Source organism: Pradoshia sp. Z6_59 (assembly GCF_058267515.1).
Map to the genome: position 1 here is coordinate 21889 of NZ_JBZCPP010000001.1, position 14276 is coordinate 36164.

The 14276-nt window shown below is 39.2% G+C and carries 18 protein-coding genes; 14 read left to right on the plus strand and 4 right to left on the minus strand.

What is annotated here, in order from left to right; all coding sequences use genetic code 11:
• Nucleotides 1–20: 20 nt before the first annotated feature.
• The 3 genes from spoVAEA (at nt 21) to lysA (ending at nt 3470) form a co-directional block, all read left to right on the plus strand.
• Nucleotides 21–623: a stage V sporulation protein SpoVABEA gene (gene spoVAEA / locus AC4D4B_RS00125; protein WP_490998845.1), complete on the plus strand. Its 603-nt coding sequence runs from the start codon at nt 21–23 to the stop codon at nt 621–623.
• Complete coding sequence (locus AC4D4B_RS00130) at nt 583–2055, plus strand: spore germination protein (RefSeq protein WP_490994016.1); 1473 nt, start codon at nt 583–585, stop codon at nt 2053–2055. Before spoVAEA ends, AC4D4B_RS00130 begins: the two co-directional genes overlap by 41 nt.
• A 107-nt stretch (nt 2056–2162) precedes the next feature.
• Nucleotides 2163–3470 carry a diaminopimelate decarboxylase gene (gene lysA / locus AC4D4B_RS00135; protein ID WP_490998846.1) on the plus strand — a complete coding sequence of 436 codons (1308 nt, stop codon included), beginning with the start codon at nt 2163–2165 and terminating at the stop codon, nt 3468–3470.
• Nucleotides 3471–3509: 39 nt separating this feature from the next.
• Here the strand turns inward: lysA and AC4D4B_RS00140 are convergent, their stop codons facing one another.
• Complete coding sequence (locus AC4D4B_RS00140; RefSeq protein WP_490998847.1) at nt 3510–4382, minus strand: DUF1002 domain-containing protein; 873 nt, start codon at nt 4380–4382, stop codon at nt 3510–3512.
• Nucleotides 4383–4764: 382 nt separating this feature from the next.
• Here AC4D4B_RS00140 and AC4D4B_RS00145 point away from each other — a divergent pair, with 382 nt between their 5' ends.
• Complete coding sequence (locus AC4D4B_RS00145) at nt 4765–5130, plus strand: GNAT family N-acetyltransferase (RefSeq protein ID WP_490994019.1); 366 nt, start codon at nt 4765–4767, stop codon at nt 5128–5130.
• A gap of 32 nt (nt 5131–5162) precedes the next feature.
• Here the strand turns inward: AC4D4B_RS00145 and AC4D4B_RS00150 are convergent, their stop codons facing one another.
• Entirely contained in the window at nt 5163–5687 is a 525-nt protein-coding gene (locus AC4D4B_RS00150; protein WP_490998848.1) for a DUF309 domain-containing protein, read from the minus strand.
• Between the two features lie 176 nt (nt 5688–5863).
• Nucleotides 5864–5959, minus strand: a complete 96-nt coding sequence (locus AC4D4B_RS00155) for a YjcZ family sporulation protein (protein ID WP_066107625.1) — start codon at nt 5957–5959, stop codon at nt 5864–5866.
• Nucleotides 5960–6134: 175 nt separating this feature from the next.
• Between AC4D4B_RS00155 and AC4D4B_RS00160 the strand changes: the two genes are divergently transcribed.
• From AC4D4B_RS00160 to AC4D4B_RS00190, 7 genes are all read left to right on the plus strand, one after another.
• Complete coding sequence (locus AC4D4B_RS00160; protein ID WP_490994021.1) at nt 6135–6902, plus strand: segregation/condensation protein A; 768 nt, start codon at nt 6135–6137, stop codon at nt 6900–6902.
• A complete protein-coding gene (gene scpB / locus AC4D4B_RS00165) occupies nt 6889–7467 on the plus strand; it encodes an SMC-Scp complex subunit ScpB (protein ID WP_490998849.1) in 579 nt (192 codons plus the stop codon). The genes AC4D4B_RS00160 and scpB overlap by 14 nt, the downstream gene beginning before the upstream one ends.
• A 13-nt stretch (nt 7468–7480) precedes the next feature.
• Complete coding sequence (locus AC4D4B_RS00170) at nt 7481–7858, plus strand: hypothetical protein (RefSeq protein WP_490994023.1); 378 nt, start codon at nt 7481–7483, stop codon at nt 7856–7858.
• Nucleotides 7859–8080: 222 nt separating this feature from the next.
• Nucleotides 8081–8569, plus strand: coding sequence for a DUF3907 family protein (locus AC4D4B_RS00175; RefSeq protein ID WP_490994024.1), 489 nt, complete (start codon nt 8081–8083; stop codon nt 8567–8569).
• 158 nt (nt 8570–8727) lie between these two features.
• Nucleotides 8728–9597 carry a superoxide dismutase gene (locus AC4D4B_RS00180; RefSeq protein WP_490998850.1) on the plus strand — a complete coding sequence of 290 codons (870 nt, stop codon included), beginning with the start codon at nt 8728–8730 and terminating at the stop codon, nt 9595–9597.
• Between the two features lie 147 nt (nt 9598–9744).
• Nucleotides 9745–10257 carry a MogA/MoaB family molybdenum cofactor biosynthesis protein gene (locus AC4D4B_RS00185; RefSeq protein WP_490998851.1) on the plus strand — a complete coding sequence of 171 codons (513 nt, stop codon included), beginning with the start codon at nt 9745–9747 and terminating at the stop codon, nt 10255–10257.
• Nucleotides 10258–10452: 195 nt separating this feature from the next.
• Entirely contained in the window at nt 10453–11472 is a 1020-nt protein-coding gene (locus tag AC4D4B_RS00190; protein ID WP_490998852.1) for a ThiF family adenylyltransferase, read from the plus strand.
• A 137-nt stretch (nt 11473–11609) separates the two neighbouring features.
• Here AC4D4B_RS00190 and moaC read toward each other — a convergent pair whose 3' ends face one another.
• Nucleotides 11610–12098 (minus strand): cyclic pyranopterin monophosphate synthase MoaC, encoded by a 489-nt coding sequence (moaC, locus tag AC4D4B_RS00195; protein ID WP_490998853.1) that lies wholly within the window; start codon nt 12096–12098, stop codon nt 11610–11612.
• Between the two features lie 64 nt (nt 12099–12162).
• On the opposite strand from moaC, the gene AC4D4B_RS00200 reads away from it, so the two are divergent.
• The 3 genes from AC4D4B_RS00200 to moaD all read left to right on the plus strand — a co-directional run bounded on the left by AC4D4B_RS00200 (nt 12163) and on the right by moaD (nt 14263).
• Nucleotides 12163–13419 carry a molybdopterin molybdotransferase MoeA gene (locus tag AC4D4B_RS00200; protein ID WP_490998854.1) on the plus strand — a complete coding sequence of 419 codons (1257 nt, stop codon included), beginning with the start codon at nt 12163–12165 and terminating at the stop codon, nt 13417–13419.
• A 167-nt stretch (nt 13420–13586) separates the two neighbouring features.
• Nucleotides 13587–14012, plus strand: coding sequence for a molybdenum cofactor biosynthesis protein MoaE (locus AC4D4B_RS00205; protein WP_490999045.1), 426 nt, complete (start codon nt 13587–13589; stop codon nt 14010–14012).
• Nucleotides 14013–14029: 17 nt separating this feature from the next.
• The gene (gene moaD / locus AC4D4B_RS00210; protein ID WP_490994031.1) at nt 14030–14263 is read left to right on the plus strand and encodes a molybdopterin converting factor subunit 1; all 234 of its coding nucleotides are present in this window, start codon (nt 14030–14032) and stop codon (nt 14261–14263) included.
• Nucleotides 14264–14276 lie beyond the last annotated feature (13 nt).

The window sequence follows — 14276 nt, forward strand, 5'->3', positions numbered from 1 at the left end:
TGTCTTAGGGCGGTGAAGAGTTGAAAGGGAAGCGAAATATCATCATTATCACAGATGGAGATGAATATGCGAAAAGAACAATCGAACATGTAGCAAAAGAAATCGGTGGCCGCTGCATTTCCTCCTCCTATGGAAATCCAACAAAAGTGGATGGTGCTGAACTGATTAAACTCATTAAATCTGCAGCCCATGACCCGGTTTTGGTTATGTTTGATGACAGCGGTCTGGTCGGAGAAGGGACTGGTGAGCAGTTAATGAAATATGTTGCGGAACACCCTGATATCAATCTTCTGGGAATTCTTGCCGTTGCTTCAAAAACGAAACAGGAAGAATGGACAAAAGTAGATGTTTGTATTGATCGCGAAGGGAATCTTACCGGATTTGGCGTTGATAAATTTGGAATACCAGAAATGGATGTTAAACGAATTAATGGAGATACAGTCTATAGTATCGATTCTATTCATGCACCTATTGTAGTCGGTATTGGTGATATAGGCAAAATGTCTAAATATGATGACATTGCGAAAGGCAGCCCTATAACACTTAGTGCTGTAAAACTGATTCTCGAAAGGAGTGGATACCATGCAGGCCAATCAAAAGGAGAAAACACCGATATCGAGTGACTTACAGGCCGTAAAGAAATACATGGAGAAAAATGTAGGTCTTGGAGTAAGTTTTGATTTAGGAGTAAGAGAAATCCTGATCCGCGATACAATGATGCAAATGTATTATGTAAATGGTTTATGTGATACCAGTTTTATTATAGAGATTTTGGAGACATTGACTGATATTAATGAACAAGAAGACAATGCCTTGGATGTCCCTATTTATGACCTGATTAAAAACCGTTTGGTCCAGCAATCCGTTGTAGTTGTTCAAACAATGGATGAAATGGTGGATCAGGTATTGTCAGGTTTGATTTCCATTATTGTAGCAGGCAGCGGAAAAGCTCTGATCGTTGATGTAAGAAGTTATCCGGGGAGACAGCCTCAGGAACCGGATACAGAGAGAATCACTAGAGGAGCAAGGGACGGTTATGTTGAAAATATTATTATTAACACTGCCTTAACACGCAGGAGAATTCGCGATGAACGTTTGCGATTCGAAATTATGCGTGTTGGGGAACGCTCCAAAACAGATATTGCGATTGGATATATTGATGGGGTTGCTAATCCGAAGCTCGTTAATATCATTCGGGATGAACTGAAATCAATCGAGATTGATGGTTTGACAATGGCCGAAAAAACGGTTGAGGAATATTTAGTCAATCAGGGGTATAATCCTTATCCAATGGTTCGATATACCGAGCGGGCAGATGTAGGAGCCAACCATTTACTAGAAGGGCATGTCCTTATTTATGTAGATACTTCACCAAGCATCATGATTACACCGACGACCTTTTTCCATCATGTCCAGCATGCAGAGGAATACAGACAGGCAGCTTCAGTGGGTACCATTCTTAGATGGTTCCGTTTTCTCGGTATTTTTGCTTCTCTTTTTATATTGCCATTATGGTTATTATTTGTATTGGAACCCCATTTGCTACCAGAAACTATGAAGTTTATTGGGCCGCAGGATGATGCACATGTTCATATTCTATTACAGATTGCTGTAGCGGAGGTTGGAATTGAACTGCTCAGAATTGCGTCGATACATACACCTGCTCCTTTATCATCGGCCATGGGACTTATTGCTGCTGTCCTAATTGGTCAAATAGCGATTGATGTTGGTTGGATGGTACCTGAGGTATTACTTTATGTAGCTATTGCGTCGATTGGCAGTTTTGCCACTCCAAGCTTGGAGCTCGGCTTGGCCAATAAATATATGCGCTATCTAATTCTAATTTTGACTGCTCTGTTCCATGTACCTGGGTACATGATTGCCAATACTCTCTTCATTTTTTTCCTAACCAGATTAAATACGTTGTCTACGCCCTATTTATGGCCGTTTATCCCATTTGCACCCAAAGCCCTTTCGAATATTATTATTAGAAAGCCGGTGCCTGGCAGACATTTAAGACCGCGTATTTTACATCCGGTGGATCGTACAAAATAATTCATTTTGAATTAGGGTATTAGTGTGATAAAGTAGTTATACTATTCAAAAAATAGACAGCTTTAATGAGCTGTCTATTTTTGTTATAACGTCAAGGGGGAAATTACATGCACTTTTATGGAACAGGTAAAGTGAATAATCATGGTCATTTAATGATAGGGGGAGTAGATACTGTTTCTCTTGCGGAGCAATATGGCACTCCCTTATACATATATGATGTGGCTTTAATTAGAGAACGGGCAAGAATGTTCAGAGATACTTTTGGCAGGTTGGGTGTAGAAGCTCAGGTGGCCTATGCAAGCAAAGCCTTTTCTTCCATTGCGATGTTTCAGCTTGCTATGGAGGAGGGATTGTCTTTGGATGTAGTGTCTGCAGGTGAATTGTATACAGCTCTCCAGGCCGGATTTCCGGTTGAACGAATTCATTTACATGGAAATAATAAAAGCGTTGATGAATTAGATATGGCGCTTGAAGCGGGGGTCGGCTGTATCGTAGTTGATAATTTTCACGAGATTGCCATTTTAGAAGAGCTGTGCAAAATGAAAGGTAAAGTATGTTCCATCCTTTTACGGGTAACTCCTGGAATTGAAGCACATACTCATGATTATATTTTAACAGGGCAAGAGGATTCTAAATTTGGATTTGATCTATGGAATGGCCAGGCGGAACAAGCGCTGCAATCTGTACTTCGGACTGAGTATTTTGATGTATTGGGTATACACTGCCATATTGGTTCGCAAATATTTGAAACGACCGGATTTATTTTAGCTGCCAAAAAGATTAGTGAACAAATTGCGAACTGGAATCAAACATATGGATTTTCACCAAAGGTTTTAAATTTAGGTGGTGGTTTTGGAATCCGTTATACAGAAGAGGACGAGCCTATTCCTGTCTCTCGCTATGTAGAAGAAATTGTGAGTGAAGTAAAATTCGATTTTGAAGAAGCTGGTCTGGCTATGCCGGAAATTTGGATTGAACCAGGACGCTCATTGGTTGGGGATGCCGGAACAACCATTTATGAAATTGGCTCAAGTAAGCAAGTACCGGGAACTCGTAAATATTGGGCGGTTGATGGGGGAATGAGTGATAATATTCGTCCTGCTCTTTATCAGGCAAATTATGAAGCAGTTCTTGCCAATCGTATGAATGATGAAATATTTGAAGAAGTAGCAATAGCAGGGAAGTGCTGTGAAAGTGGAGATATGTTAATTTGGGATCTTCCGCTGCCTAAGGTTCAGCATGGGGATCTGCTGGCGGTCTTCTGTACAGGTGCATATGGGTACTCTATGTCCAATAACTACAACAGGCTCCGTCGTCCTGCGGTGGTGTTTGTAGAAAATGGGGAATCGCGTCTTGTTGTAAGAAGAGAGAGCCTTGAAGATCTAATAAAAAATGACCTGCCATTATATGAATAAATAATGAGAGGCTGCTATTTTCGGCAGCCTCTCATTGTATTAGGCGAATAAGGATTTAATTGCGTCGATGAGACTTACAAAAACTGCTTTTAATTTATCAAGGAAGGATTGTCCTTCTTCTGATTGTAGGTAATCGGTCACTTTATCTTTAGCGGCATTTATTTGCTCTCCAACTTTGTTCCAGTCAATTCCTAGATCCTGCAGCTTGTTAAACAAATCGATTAGGCTCTGGATCTGTTGTTCCGTTAACGTGATACCAAGCTGTTCTGCTGCCTTTACGATGATGCTGCGCAAATCAGTATCATTTTGAGGCGGGTTAATAGCAATCTCTTCTTTAATGGTCTCAACGAGTGATGTAGCTTCATCCGTACCGATTTGATCACCTAATTTGGCTGTCTCAACCATTTCCTCATTGGCTGCTTGTTTTTGTTCCTCAGATATTTTGGTGTCCGTTGTCAATTCGTATGCTTTAATTAAGCCCGTCAAGGCAGCAGTACCGGAAACTTCAAAAGGAGCCGTAACATAGATCTCTGCATCTTTTATACCGGCAGTCGCTAGTGCGTTTTTATACATATCTTCTGTTACCCAATTGATATTTTTCGTTTTGACCGTAATCCCGGAACCTTTGGCAGCAATCGTAATGGATGAAGAGGAGATTGCTTTTGTTCCAATCAGCCTGCTAGCAATTTTACCATCCAAGTATTTATGCTCTTCTGAATTAGAGACCGTTACAATCTCCACATCCTTTGGAGCGTCCATTTCAGCTAACAATAATTTTTTTTGTTCCTGAGTCAGGTTTTCGCCAAGTGTAACGACCATGTCGCCTCTTTGCATATCAGCCAAAGCTATACTGGGGATGAGAAAACTAACTGCCAACAAAACTGACATTAATTTTAAAAGCTGTTTTTTCATTATGATAACCTCCCGTACCAGTTAGACGTAAAAAAATGATAAAAAGTTTCATTTTTTTATGTAGTAATAGTAATCTAGGCAAACAAATTGCCAATTGTGTTAACTCTGTCATATTATAATGAAATTGGAAGATTGTCTATTCTTTCTTGCATTCTTTTACAGTAATTTCTATCCATTTTGGCTATATGGTATAGGGTTTGTATGGTATGAAATACTTATATAAAGCCATTTCTGGATAAAATGTATGTTTGTTAGCTAAAAAAGAATCAGCATGGCAAAAGGACTTTGCATTTGCATCAGTTGAATTCATAGGTAAAAACAAGTATGATAAGAAAGATTATTAAATACCAATCTATTATTCTCATTTAATGAGGGATCAAACATGTTAATTAGATACAAGAAGAGCTTTGAAAAAATCGCAATGGGTTTATTATCTTTTATGCCTGATGAAAAAGATTTAAAGAAGCTCCAGAATACTGTTAAATCATATGAAACAGAATCAGACAGGCAATTATATCTTTGGAAACAAGATGAGGACATTATAGGCCTGATCGGGATTGATTTGGATGGAAAGACGGTTACGGTAACCGATTTATCCGTTAATCCCTCTCATAGGGGTATGGGAGTTGGCCATGAAATGGTAAACTGTCTGATCGAATTATATGAGGGATACGAAATTATTTCCAGAGATATCACAGCAGAGTTTATTTCAAAATGTCTGGATTGTGAAGCCGATAATAGAGCATAAAAATAGAGAAACCCTTATTCAGGAGGGTTTCTCTATTTGTTTTTGCTGCGCTTTTGAAGTTGATTGAATCGTTCCTGAATAACATCTGTACGATCACGGGTAGAATGTCTATTCACTAATAATGAATCAGTAAGATTGCTGCTGCTATCCCGCGAATATCCATATTCTTTGCATATGGTTTGGCAGGCTGTTAGCAGTTTAGGATCTTTAATCGGCAAAAAGGGACTTTTGTATGGTTCATTGTTTTTCAACCTATGTATGGAGTCAGTCAGTAATTGGAGTAAACCATCTGAGTCCATACCTAATTGATTCACTTCTTCAGTATGCTTGTTTAAAATTTGCTTTGATTTTTGTAAGGTGCGAATAGCTCCTGATTCATTATTTCTACGGTAATGATACATACCGACGGCGAGCTGGATAAATCCGACCCATACAGATTCTCGATCTAACGGGAGATGTTTTTTCCAGTACTCTTCAAGTATTTCATGGCATTCAAAATAATCTCTGCTTCCATGAAATTCGGCTAGGTACTGGATGAACTCTATTGGGTAGTTCATTTGATTATTGTCACCTCATTAATTCTCGATATTATAGATAAATATACATGAACTAATACAGATAAGAAAAGAATAAGGATTTTAAGTGGAGAGAAGAGCATGATGATCTGGCTGATAAAAATAGAAACAGGCTATCAACTAAAGTCGACAGCCAGTTCCTTAGATTCATCATTTAATTAACACCAAGCTACTCCAACAATTACGAGTAGAATAAATAATACTACGATTAGCGCAAATCCGCTACCGTAACCTCCAACTGCGCCATCTCCCATTTGTGAATCCTCCTCTTTGGATCTTTTCTTTACATTGTCATACTATGTAATCCATACTGGAATGTATGGGCTTTTGCCCACCTTTTAGAAAATCAATTTGTTCATTCTATTGGAAAGAAGCTTGAGTTAAATTATACTTAAACTAGTTGAAATAAGTAGGAGTGCCTATAAAGAGATGAGTTATAAAATAAAGATAGATGCATTTGAAGGTCCACTCGATTTATTACTGCATTTAATAAATCGATTAGAAATAGATATTTATGATATTCCTGTTTCTGAAATCACCGAACAATATGTTGCTTACATCCATACCATGAAGGAGCTGGAATTGGATATAGCCAGTGAATATTTAGTCATGGCGGCAACACTTTTAGCTATTAAAAGTAAAATGCTCCTACCCAAGCATGAAGAGGAATGGGATGAAGAAGAGGATGAATTCTTTATGGGTGACGATCCCCGTGAAGAATTAGTTACACAGCTGCTCGAATATAAAAAATATAAAGAGGCAGCTGATGAATTTAAACAGATGGAAGCCGAAAGGGCCTTATTATTTACTAAACCTCCGATTGATTTATCGCCATATACGGAAGATGTAAAATCGGATCGACATGATTTAGATGTCAGCCTATATGATATGCTGAGCGCTTTTCAAAAATTAATGAGACGAAAAAAATTACGGAAACCGTTACAAACTCGAATTACACGTCAGGAAATTACGATAGATAAACGGATTCAGGAAATAAAGGATTATCTTAAGGAAAAAAGAGAAAAGGTATTATTTACCTCACTCTTTAATACAGAGGAAAAAGAGCAGTTAGTTGTCACCTTTCTTGCTGTCCTGGAATTGATGAAGCAAAATGAAATACAGGTGGAACAAACAAATAACTTCGAGGATATTTTCATAGAATGGAAGCAGGAGGATTTTACAGTTGGATATCGTTAATTGGAAATCAATATTGGAAGCATTACTTTTTGCGGCGGGTGATGAAGGGTTATCTCTTGAGCAAATTTCATCCGTATTGGAAGTGACTGAACAAGAGGCAAAAGATGCTTTATATGATCTTAAAGAGCTGTATCAAAATGAAGACCGGGGAATCTGTGTGGTTGAATTGGCTGGTGTATACCAATTGGCGACAAAAAAAGTGCATGCCCCTTATTTGAAGAAGCTTGTTGAAACACCTTCAGCACATACACTCTCGCAGGCTTCTCTGGAAACCTTGGCGATAGTCGCCTATAAACAGCCTATAACTAGAATTGAGATAGAGGCCATCCGCGGTGTCAAAACGGAACGCCCTCTACAAACCTTAATGGCCAAGGCTTTAATTCAGGAAACGGGTCGTGCGGAAGGGGCGGGAAGGCCCTATTTATACGGAACGACCAAGGAGTTTTTGGATTACTTCGGTTTAAAATCTTTGGACGAGCTGCCAGCGCTGCAGGATGACACAGATGATGGATTTAATGACGAGGAAGCAGATTTGTTTTTTCATAAATTCCAAGAGATGGAATGAAGGAGGATGAAGCTTGAAAATCTTGTCTTGTATAGGATATGAGTTAGAAAAGGAAAAACCCAATTCACCTGAGGATTTTTTCAATCGTTCAACCGTGACATACAAGCAAAATGGAAAAATAAAAGAATTTCAGGTTATTTATCTTCGGTATTTTGAAGAAGTTTTATTAGAACAAAAGGGTGAGTGGATGTCCCAGGTTCAGGAATTACTGACAGGATATACGTTGAAAGATATTATTGCCGTCCTTTGTTTGATGCAAAACTCGCATTTTCATGAAAGGAAACGGGTATATATAAATTCTGAGGATATATTTTTAACTATTTTTAAGGATTTACCATATGCCCAGATAAAAGAAATTTTAAATAAAATGCAGAAAAATCCAGAAGTTTGAGTTGGAATTGTCGTATAATAATGTAAATTATTCCTCCCTGAACGTTAATCAACAATAAAAATAGGTTGAATATGGTAAACTATTTAGTAACTGAGCTTAAAAGAAATGATTGTGGCCAGGGAAGGTTAAGAGTTTGTTTGTCCTATAAGAAAGTAAATGAACACAAGGATTAGTGAAGTTTTACATGATCAAAGGGTTTGAATTTTTAAGGGAGGGTTCCGGTTGGGTAATACATTAGTGAAGAGCCAGTTGGAGGATGTAACATCATTTTTGGAGCAAACAGTACAAACTCTCGAGATTTACATGAATGATATGACAATTGAACGTTTAATGGAGGAAAAAAACGGCGATGAGCTCTATTATAAGGGCTTGTTTTCAACAATCCGCAAGCTGTTGGTTTATTGTGAAGAAGGCTTGGAGGCTTGCAGGATTGTCCTTAAAAACGAACCATTTAATAAAGGGGCTGCTGAGCGAGTTCTTTACCGCGTATACCACAAATGTATTGAAGAATATTTTGCTCCAAAAAGTGACTTATGGTTTGAGGACAGCCGTTCAGCGTATACAGGGCGCAATTGTATAAAATTCCGTGAAGAGGCACCTGAAAGCTTGAAAAACCTGATTACTAAACTGGAATTTGATGTTCAAAAAATAAGAGAAGAACTTGAATACTATGAAACCGATTATCGGACAAAGATGGTTCAATCAAATTAATAAGATATGAATGCGATTACGTATAGTGTAATCGCATTTTTATTTGGGTTTATCTTTTTAGAAGCAACGTTATATATAACTGCCTATTCGATTTAAAAACAAGAATGAAGTCAACCCTCTCTGGAATATAGTAGTACGACGGGGAGGTTGATTTTTGTATGAATCCTTTTAAAAAGTATTGGGAAGAGGTAGATAAATGGAAGACAGCGGTTGTTGATTGGGCGGCCGATCAAGAGGAGTCATTTCGGGGTATGATCATGGACCGAGTTGATCATCTCACGGCTTATTTAAACAGCATGAAAAATAAAACCCCATCCCAAAATGAGTTAATAGAGCTGCAGAATATGATGAAGGAGCTGGATGAATCTGTTCAAAAGGTACAAAACGGCGATTCGTTTGTACCGCCTGGAAGGCATGCCCTACCGCCATTGCCATACTCCTATAATGCTTTGGAGCCCTTCATAGACCGGGAGATTATGAGATTGCATCATACTATTCATCATCAGACATATGTCGATGGGCTGAATAAAGCAGAAACTGAAATGAAAAAAGCTCGTGATAAGGATGATTATGGCCTTTTAAAGCATTGGGAAAGAGAAGCTGCTTTTCACGGATCAGGACACTATTTGCACACCATATTTTGGTACAATATGAAGCCTGATGGCGGTGGAGAACCAACAGGTGAATTAATGAACTTTATTAAAAGAGACTTTGGCAGCTTTGCAAAGTTCAAAAAGGAATTTACTGAAGCTGCCAAAAAGGTGGAGGGTGTAGGTTGGGCGATTTTAGTTTGGTCCAATCGAGCCCATCGGCTGGAAATTCTACAATCTGAACGGCATATGATTCTAACTCAATGGGATACAATTCCTTTATTAGTATTAGATGTTTGGGAGCACGCATATTATTTACAATACAAGACCGACCGTCCAGCTTATATAAACAACTGGTGGAATTTGGTGAATTGGGACGATGTCAGCGAACGATTTGAGCAGGCACGGAAAATTGGCTGGAAGATATATAAGAAATAAAAGTACGTTCAAATACACCAGGTTTATTATATCGGGTTGACCAAGATTTTTGGTTGACCTTTTTAGTTGCGGTCTAGTTTATTACCCTATACTTCCTTACCTGAGCAAGTCTATTACATGATAATATGATGTAAGGGAGGGATGGGCATGAGTTTAATAGAGCATCGTGAAGCTGCTCCGGATTATGTGAAGGTAATGGTGCTTACGGTAAGTGATACAAGAGATGAGCATACGGATCGAAGCGGGCAGCTTATGATGCGTTTGTTGCAGTCAGCTGGACATATTATTACGCGCTACCAGATAGTGAAGGATGAGCAGGATGCGATTCAGCAGGAACTCTCAGCTGGATTAGAGGATAAAGAGGTTGATGCCATTATAAGTAATGGTGGCACTGGGATTGCCTATCGAGATGTAACGATTGAAACAATTAAGGGTTTATTAGATAAAGAGATGCCCGGGTTTGGTGAGATTTTTCGAATGCTGAGTTATCAGGAGGATATTGGTTCCGCAGCTATTTTATCCAGAGCCATCGCCGGAGTAACCCAAGGGAAGGTAATCTTCGCAACACCTGGTTCCACTGGCGCAGTAAAGTTAGCAATGGATAAACTGATTTTGCCGGAGTTAGCACATGTCGTAAGAGAACTGAAAAAGGACTTATAAGTTATATAAAAGATGAAGCCTTGATTTAATAGGTTTCATCTTTTTTAGTCACATAATGATTCCCTAGTAAGGTCTATTGTATTTAATTTTCTGATAATATAAAATGGAATACAATCCAATATCTGGTCGCTGGATTGGAGGACTACGATTAACTAGATGAGTGGATAGTACGGTTAAATAAAGGAGCCAATGAACATGGATACTCGATTTTCTAGGCAAGAGTTGTTTAAGCCTATTGGCCGGGATGGTCAAATACGCTTGGCTGAATCAACAGTAGGTATTATCGGGTGTGGTGCACTTGGTTCGGTCATTGCGGAGACACTAGTTCGTGCAGGTGTAGGGGCGATACATTTAGTGGATCGTGATTTCGTAGAAATGTCCAATTTACATAGACAGCAGTTATTTGTGGAGAAAGATGCTTTGGATCTGACAGCTAAAGTGATAGCTGCTGAGCAACGATTGAAGGAAATTCGTTCAGATGTTCACCTCTTTACGTATTTAGAAAATGCAGATGGTCCTCTCATCGAAGATATAGCAGAAAAATGTGATATCTTGGTAGACGCAACTGACAACTTTGAGACAAGAATGGCTATAAATGATGCTGCACATAAATATGGGATACCTTGGGTGTATGGGGCCTGTGTAAGTGCGAGTGGGACTGTTTTCACTTTCATACCAGGTAAAACGGCTTGTTTTAGATGCCTTTTCCCGGCCTTGCCCTCGTTAAATGAAACCTGTGATACGGTTGGAGTTATTTCTCCAGCAGTTCAAATTACGGCAGCCCATCAATGTACAGAGGTTATACAATGGTTAACTGGCCATCCGGAGAAGCTTCGGGAAAAAGTATATCATTTTGATGTTTGGAATCATACCAGCTTGGAGGTTGGAGTGGCTCGTATTAAAAAACAGGGTTGTCCTACTTGCGGACATTACCCTGTATATCCTTCGCTGGAAAAAAGTGGAGATATAAAATCGATGGTGTTATGCGGGCGAGATACTATACAAATCATCCCTCATGCTAATCGCCGTGTATCTTTAGAAGATGCAGAGAGACTGGTCAAAAGACAGGGGTATCGATATAAAAGGACTCCTTATTTTATCCAATTTCATACAGAACACTATCGGATGATCTTGTTTACAAACGGGAGACTGTTAATACATGGGTTGAAGGATAGCACAGAGGGACGGAAATTATACCATCAAATGTTTGGGTAATACAGTGTCGGAAAAAGTCCATGGAAGATTGAACAACTCTGTCTAGCTTGCTGCAGGAGAAATGGAAGGAAGTCCATTCCGGTTAACTTATTTAAAAACAGCTAACCGAAATGTGCAATGAAACCTTCAGTTTATCTTCAATTACGCGTGTAATCACCGTTTTTGCCACCAGTCTTTTTTAAAAGCATGGTTGGTCCAATGACCATTTCTTTACCGGAGGCTTTGCACATATCATAAATGGTTAATGCTGAAACAGATGCAGCCGTAAGTGCTTCCATTTCAACACCAGTAGATCCTATTGTTTTAACTTCAGCAAGAATACTAATTTTATAATGGGAGTTTGCTTCGTCTATTTCCCAATTGAATTCAATATTAATACCAGATAGCGGGATAGGGTGACACATAGGAATAATAGAAGATGTTTGTTTGGCAGCCATAATTCCAGCAACCTGGGCAACAGCAAAGACATCCCCTTTTTTATTAGAATAATCAGTAATTTGAGAATAAATAGATTGGTTTACAAGAATAGAAGATTTAGCAAGAGCAGTCCGAACGGTTGCATCTTTATGGGATACATCAACCATTTTGGCACGACCCTGTTCATTAAAATGGGTGAATTGTGTCATAGAAAACATCCTTTCTATATGATTTATCCATAGTATAGCATTCTATTTGTAAGGAGATAAAAGAATGGTAGAAAAAAGATTACCAATTCCAATTTCAGAAGCAATAGAGAAAATTATGCAAGAAATACAGCCTGCTTCAACTGAAATGGTCCCTTTGTCAGAAGCTTATGGCCGAATTTTAGCAGAGCCGATTATAGCTAAACATGATGTTCCTCCATTTGATCGATCGGCATACGACGGATTTGCCATTCATTCCTCCGACTCAGTTGGAGCCTCAGACGAGCATCATGTATCCTTTCAGGTCATTGATGAGGTTGGGGCTGGATATATTTCTAAAAAGACACTTGCTCCCGGAGAAGCCATTCGGATTATGACTGGGGCCATGATGCCTGAGGGTGCAGATGCTGTTGTGATGCTGGAACAGGTAGTAGAACAGGAAAATCAAATATCTATTTGTCAATCATTTGAAATGTATGAGAATGTGTCTCCTAAAGGGGAGGATGCCAGGAAAGATGAACGTCTTATCGAAGAGGGGGCATTCATTACACCAGGTGTGATTGCATTGCTGGCAACCTTTGGATATGCGCATGTGAAAGTAGCCAAGAAGCCAGTAGTTGGTATTTTATCTACAGGTACAGAATTATTGGCAGTGGAGGATGATCTTGTACCAGGCAAAATCCGCAATAGTAACGGACCTATGATTGAGGCACAGCTGAGGCGGATGGGAATTGAAAATCATACATATGGTATTCAAGCAGATAATCTCAAGCAATCCCTGCAAACAGTGGAAAGAGCAATTGATGAGACAAATTGCCTTATTACAACTGGTGGTGTTTCGGTTGGTGATTTTGATTTTATGCCAGTCATTTATTCACATCTTGGAGCCGATGTCTTATTTAATAAAGTGGCCATACGCCCGGGCAGTGTTACGACAGTAGCGGTGAAAAAAGGAAAATATTTATTTGGTTTATCTGGAAATCCATCTGCCTGCTATTCGGGCTTTGAATTATTTGTCCGTCCCACCTTGCTGAAAATGATGGGTAGCTGTAAACCATTTATGCCAAACGTAAAGGCTACATTAACAGAAGATTTTTTGACGGCTAATCCGTTTACTCGCTTTATTCGGGCAACGTATGAAGTAACTTCCTCAGGTTTAAGTACCACTCCTGCAGGCTTTAATAAATCGAATGCGGTGACTTCCATTGCAAGAGGAAATGCATTTATCGTTCTCCCTGGTGGAAAAAAGGTCTGGAAGGCTGGAGATGAAGTCGATATATTGCTATTGGGTGTAGAGGAAGGGATATCTCGATGGATGCTATGATAGTTGATATTAGGATTATAAACTGGTGAGAAAACAATACTTTTCGAGATAGTTGGATCTCTTATTAATAAAAATTCACGAATCGGTTTGTAAACATATATGTCGTGGGCGGTAGAAGAAGAGTCATAGAATAGATGGATGCTAGATTATGCAGGGATGTGATTATCATGAAACCATTTGAAATAGTTCAGGGTCCAATAGAGGTTCAAAAATATGCAGATTATGTATTACACAAGGGAGCAGGGGCAGTAACCGTGTTCTCCGGTCATGTAAGGGAATGGACAAACGGTGTTCGGACATTATCTTTAGCCTACGAGGCATATGAACCAATGGCTGAAAAAAAGCTAGCGGAAATCGGAAGAGAAATTGAAGTGAAATGGCCGGATACACGAGTGGCGATTGCACATCGTATCGGACAACTGGAAATATCAGATATAGCCGTTGTTATAGCTGTTTCTTCACCTCATAGAAAGGATGCTTATGAAGCAAACGAATATGCGATTGAACGGATTAAACAAATTGTCCCAATCTGGAAAAAGGAAATTTGGGAAAATGGTGAAGAATGGGTGGGCAATCAACATAAAAAGCCATGATCAAAGGAGTCAATAAAATGATAAAAATTCTCTATTTTGCAAGTATGCGAGACTTGACCGGTAAAGCGGAAGAGGATATCGCACGAATGGAATGGTCTGTCCGAGAGTTGCTGCAATGGGCAGAGGAAAGCTATCCAAACTTCAACAGGCATTCAGTCCTCGTTGCGATAAACGAAGAATATGTGACTGAAGATGAGAAAATTAGCGATGGAGATGTGGTGGTTTTTATTCCGCCTGTTAGCGGTGGCTAAAGAAAACCGTTTT

Bases quoted from the DNA above. Each gene is read 5' to 3' on its own strand.
- AC4D4B_RS00130 (WP_490994016.1), top strand. From the start codon at position 583: ATGCAGGCCAATCAAAAGGAGAAAACACCGATATCGAGTGACTTACAG.
- lysA (WP_490998846.1), top strand. From the start codon at position 2,163: ATGCACTTTTATGGAACAGGTAAAGTGAATAATCATGGTCATTTAATG.
- AC4D4B_RS00140 (WP_490998847.1), bottom strand. From the start codon at position 4,382: ATGAAAAAACAGCTTTTAAAATTAATGTCAGTTTTGTTGGCAGTTAGT.
- AC4D4B_RS00145 (WP_490994019.1), top strand. From the start codon at position 4,765: ATGTTAATTAGATACAAGAAGAGCTTTGAAAAAATCGCAATGGGTTTA.
- AC4D4B_RS00150 (WP_490998848.1), bottom strand. From the start codon at position 5,687: ATGAACTACCCAATAGAGTTCATCCAGTACCTAGCCGAATTTCATGGA.
- AC4D4B_RS00155 (WP_066107625.1), bottom strand. From the start codon at position 5,959: ATGGGAGATGGCGCAGTTGGAGGTTACGGTAGCGGATTTGCGCTAATC.
- AC4D4B_RS00160 (WP_490994021.1), top strand. From the start codon at position 6,135: ATGAGTTATAAAATAAAGATAGATGCATTTGAAGGTCCACTCGATTTA.
- AC4D4B_RS00180 (WP_490998850.1), top strand. From the start codon at position 8,728: ATGAATCCTTTTAAAAAGTATTGGGAAGAGGTAGATAAATGGAAGACA.
- AC4D4B_RS00185 (WP_490998851.1), top strand. From the start codon at position 9,745: ATGAGTTTAATAGAGCATCGTGAAGCTGCTCCGGATTATGTGAAGGTA.
- AC4D4B_RS00190 (WP_490998852.1), top strand. From the start codon at position 10,453: ATGGATACTCGATTTTCTAGGCAAGAGTTGTTTAAGCCTATTGGCCGG.
- moaC (WP_490998853.1), bottom strand. From the start codon at position 12,098: ATGACACAATTCACCCATTTTAATGAACAGGGTCGTGCCAAAATGGTT.
- AC4D4B_RS00200 (WP_490998854.1), top strand. From the start codon at position 12,163: ATGGTAGAAAAAAGATTACCAATTCCAATTTCAGAAGCAATAGAGAAA.
- AC4D4B_RS00205 (WP_490999045.1), top strand. From the start codon at position 13,587: ATGAAACCATTTGAAATAGTTCAGGGTCCAATAGAGGTTCAAAAATAT.
- moaD (WP_490994031.1), top strand. From the start codon at position 14,030: ATGATAAAAATTCTCTATTTTGCAAGTATGCGAGACTTGACCGGTAAA.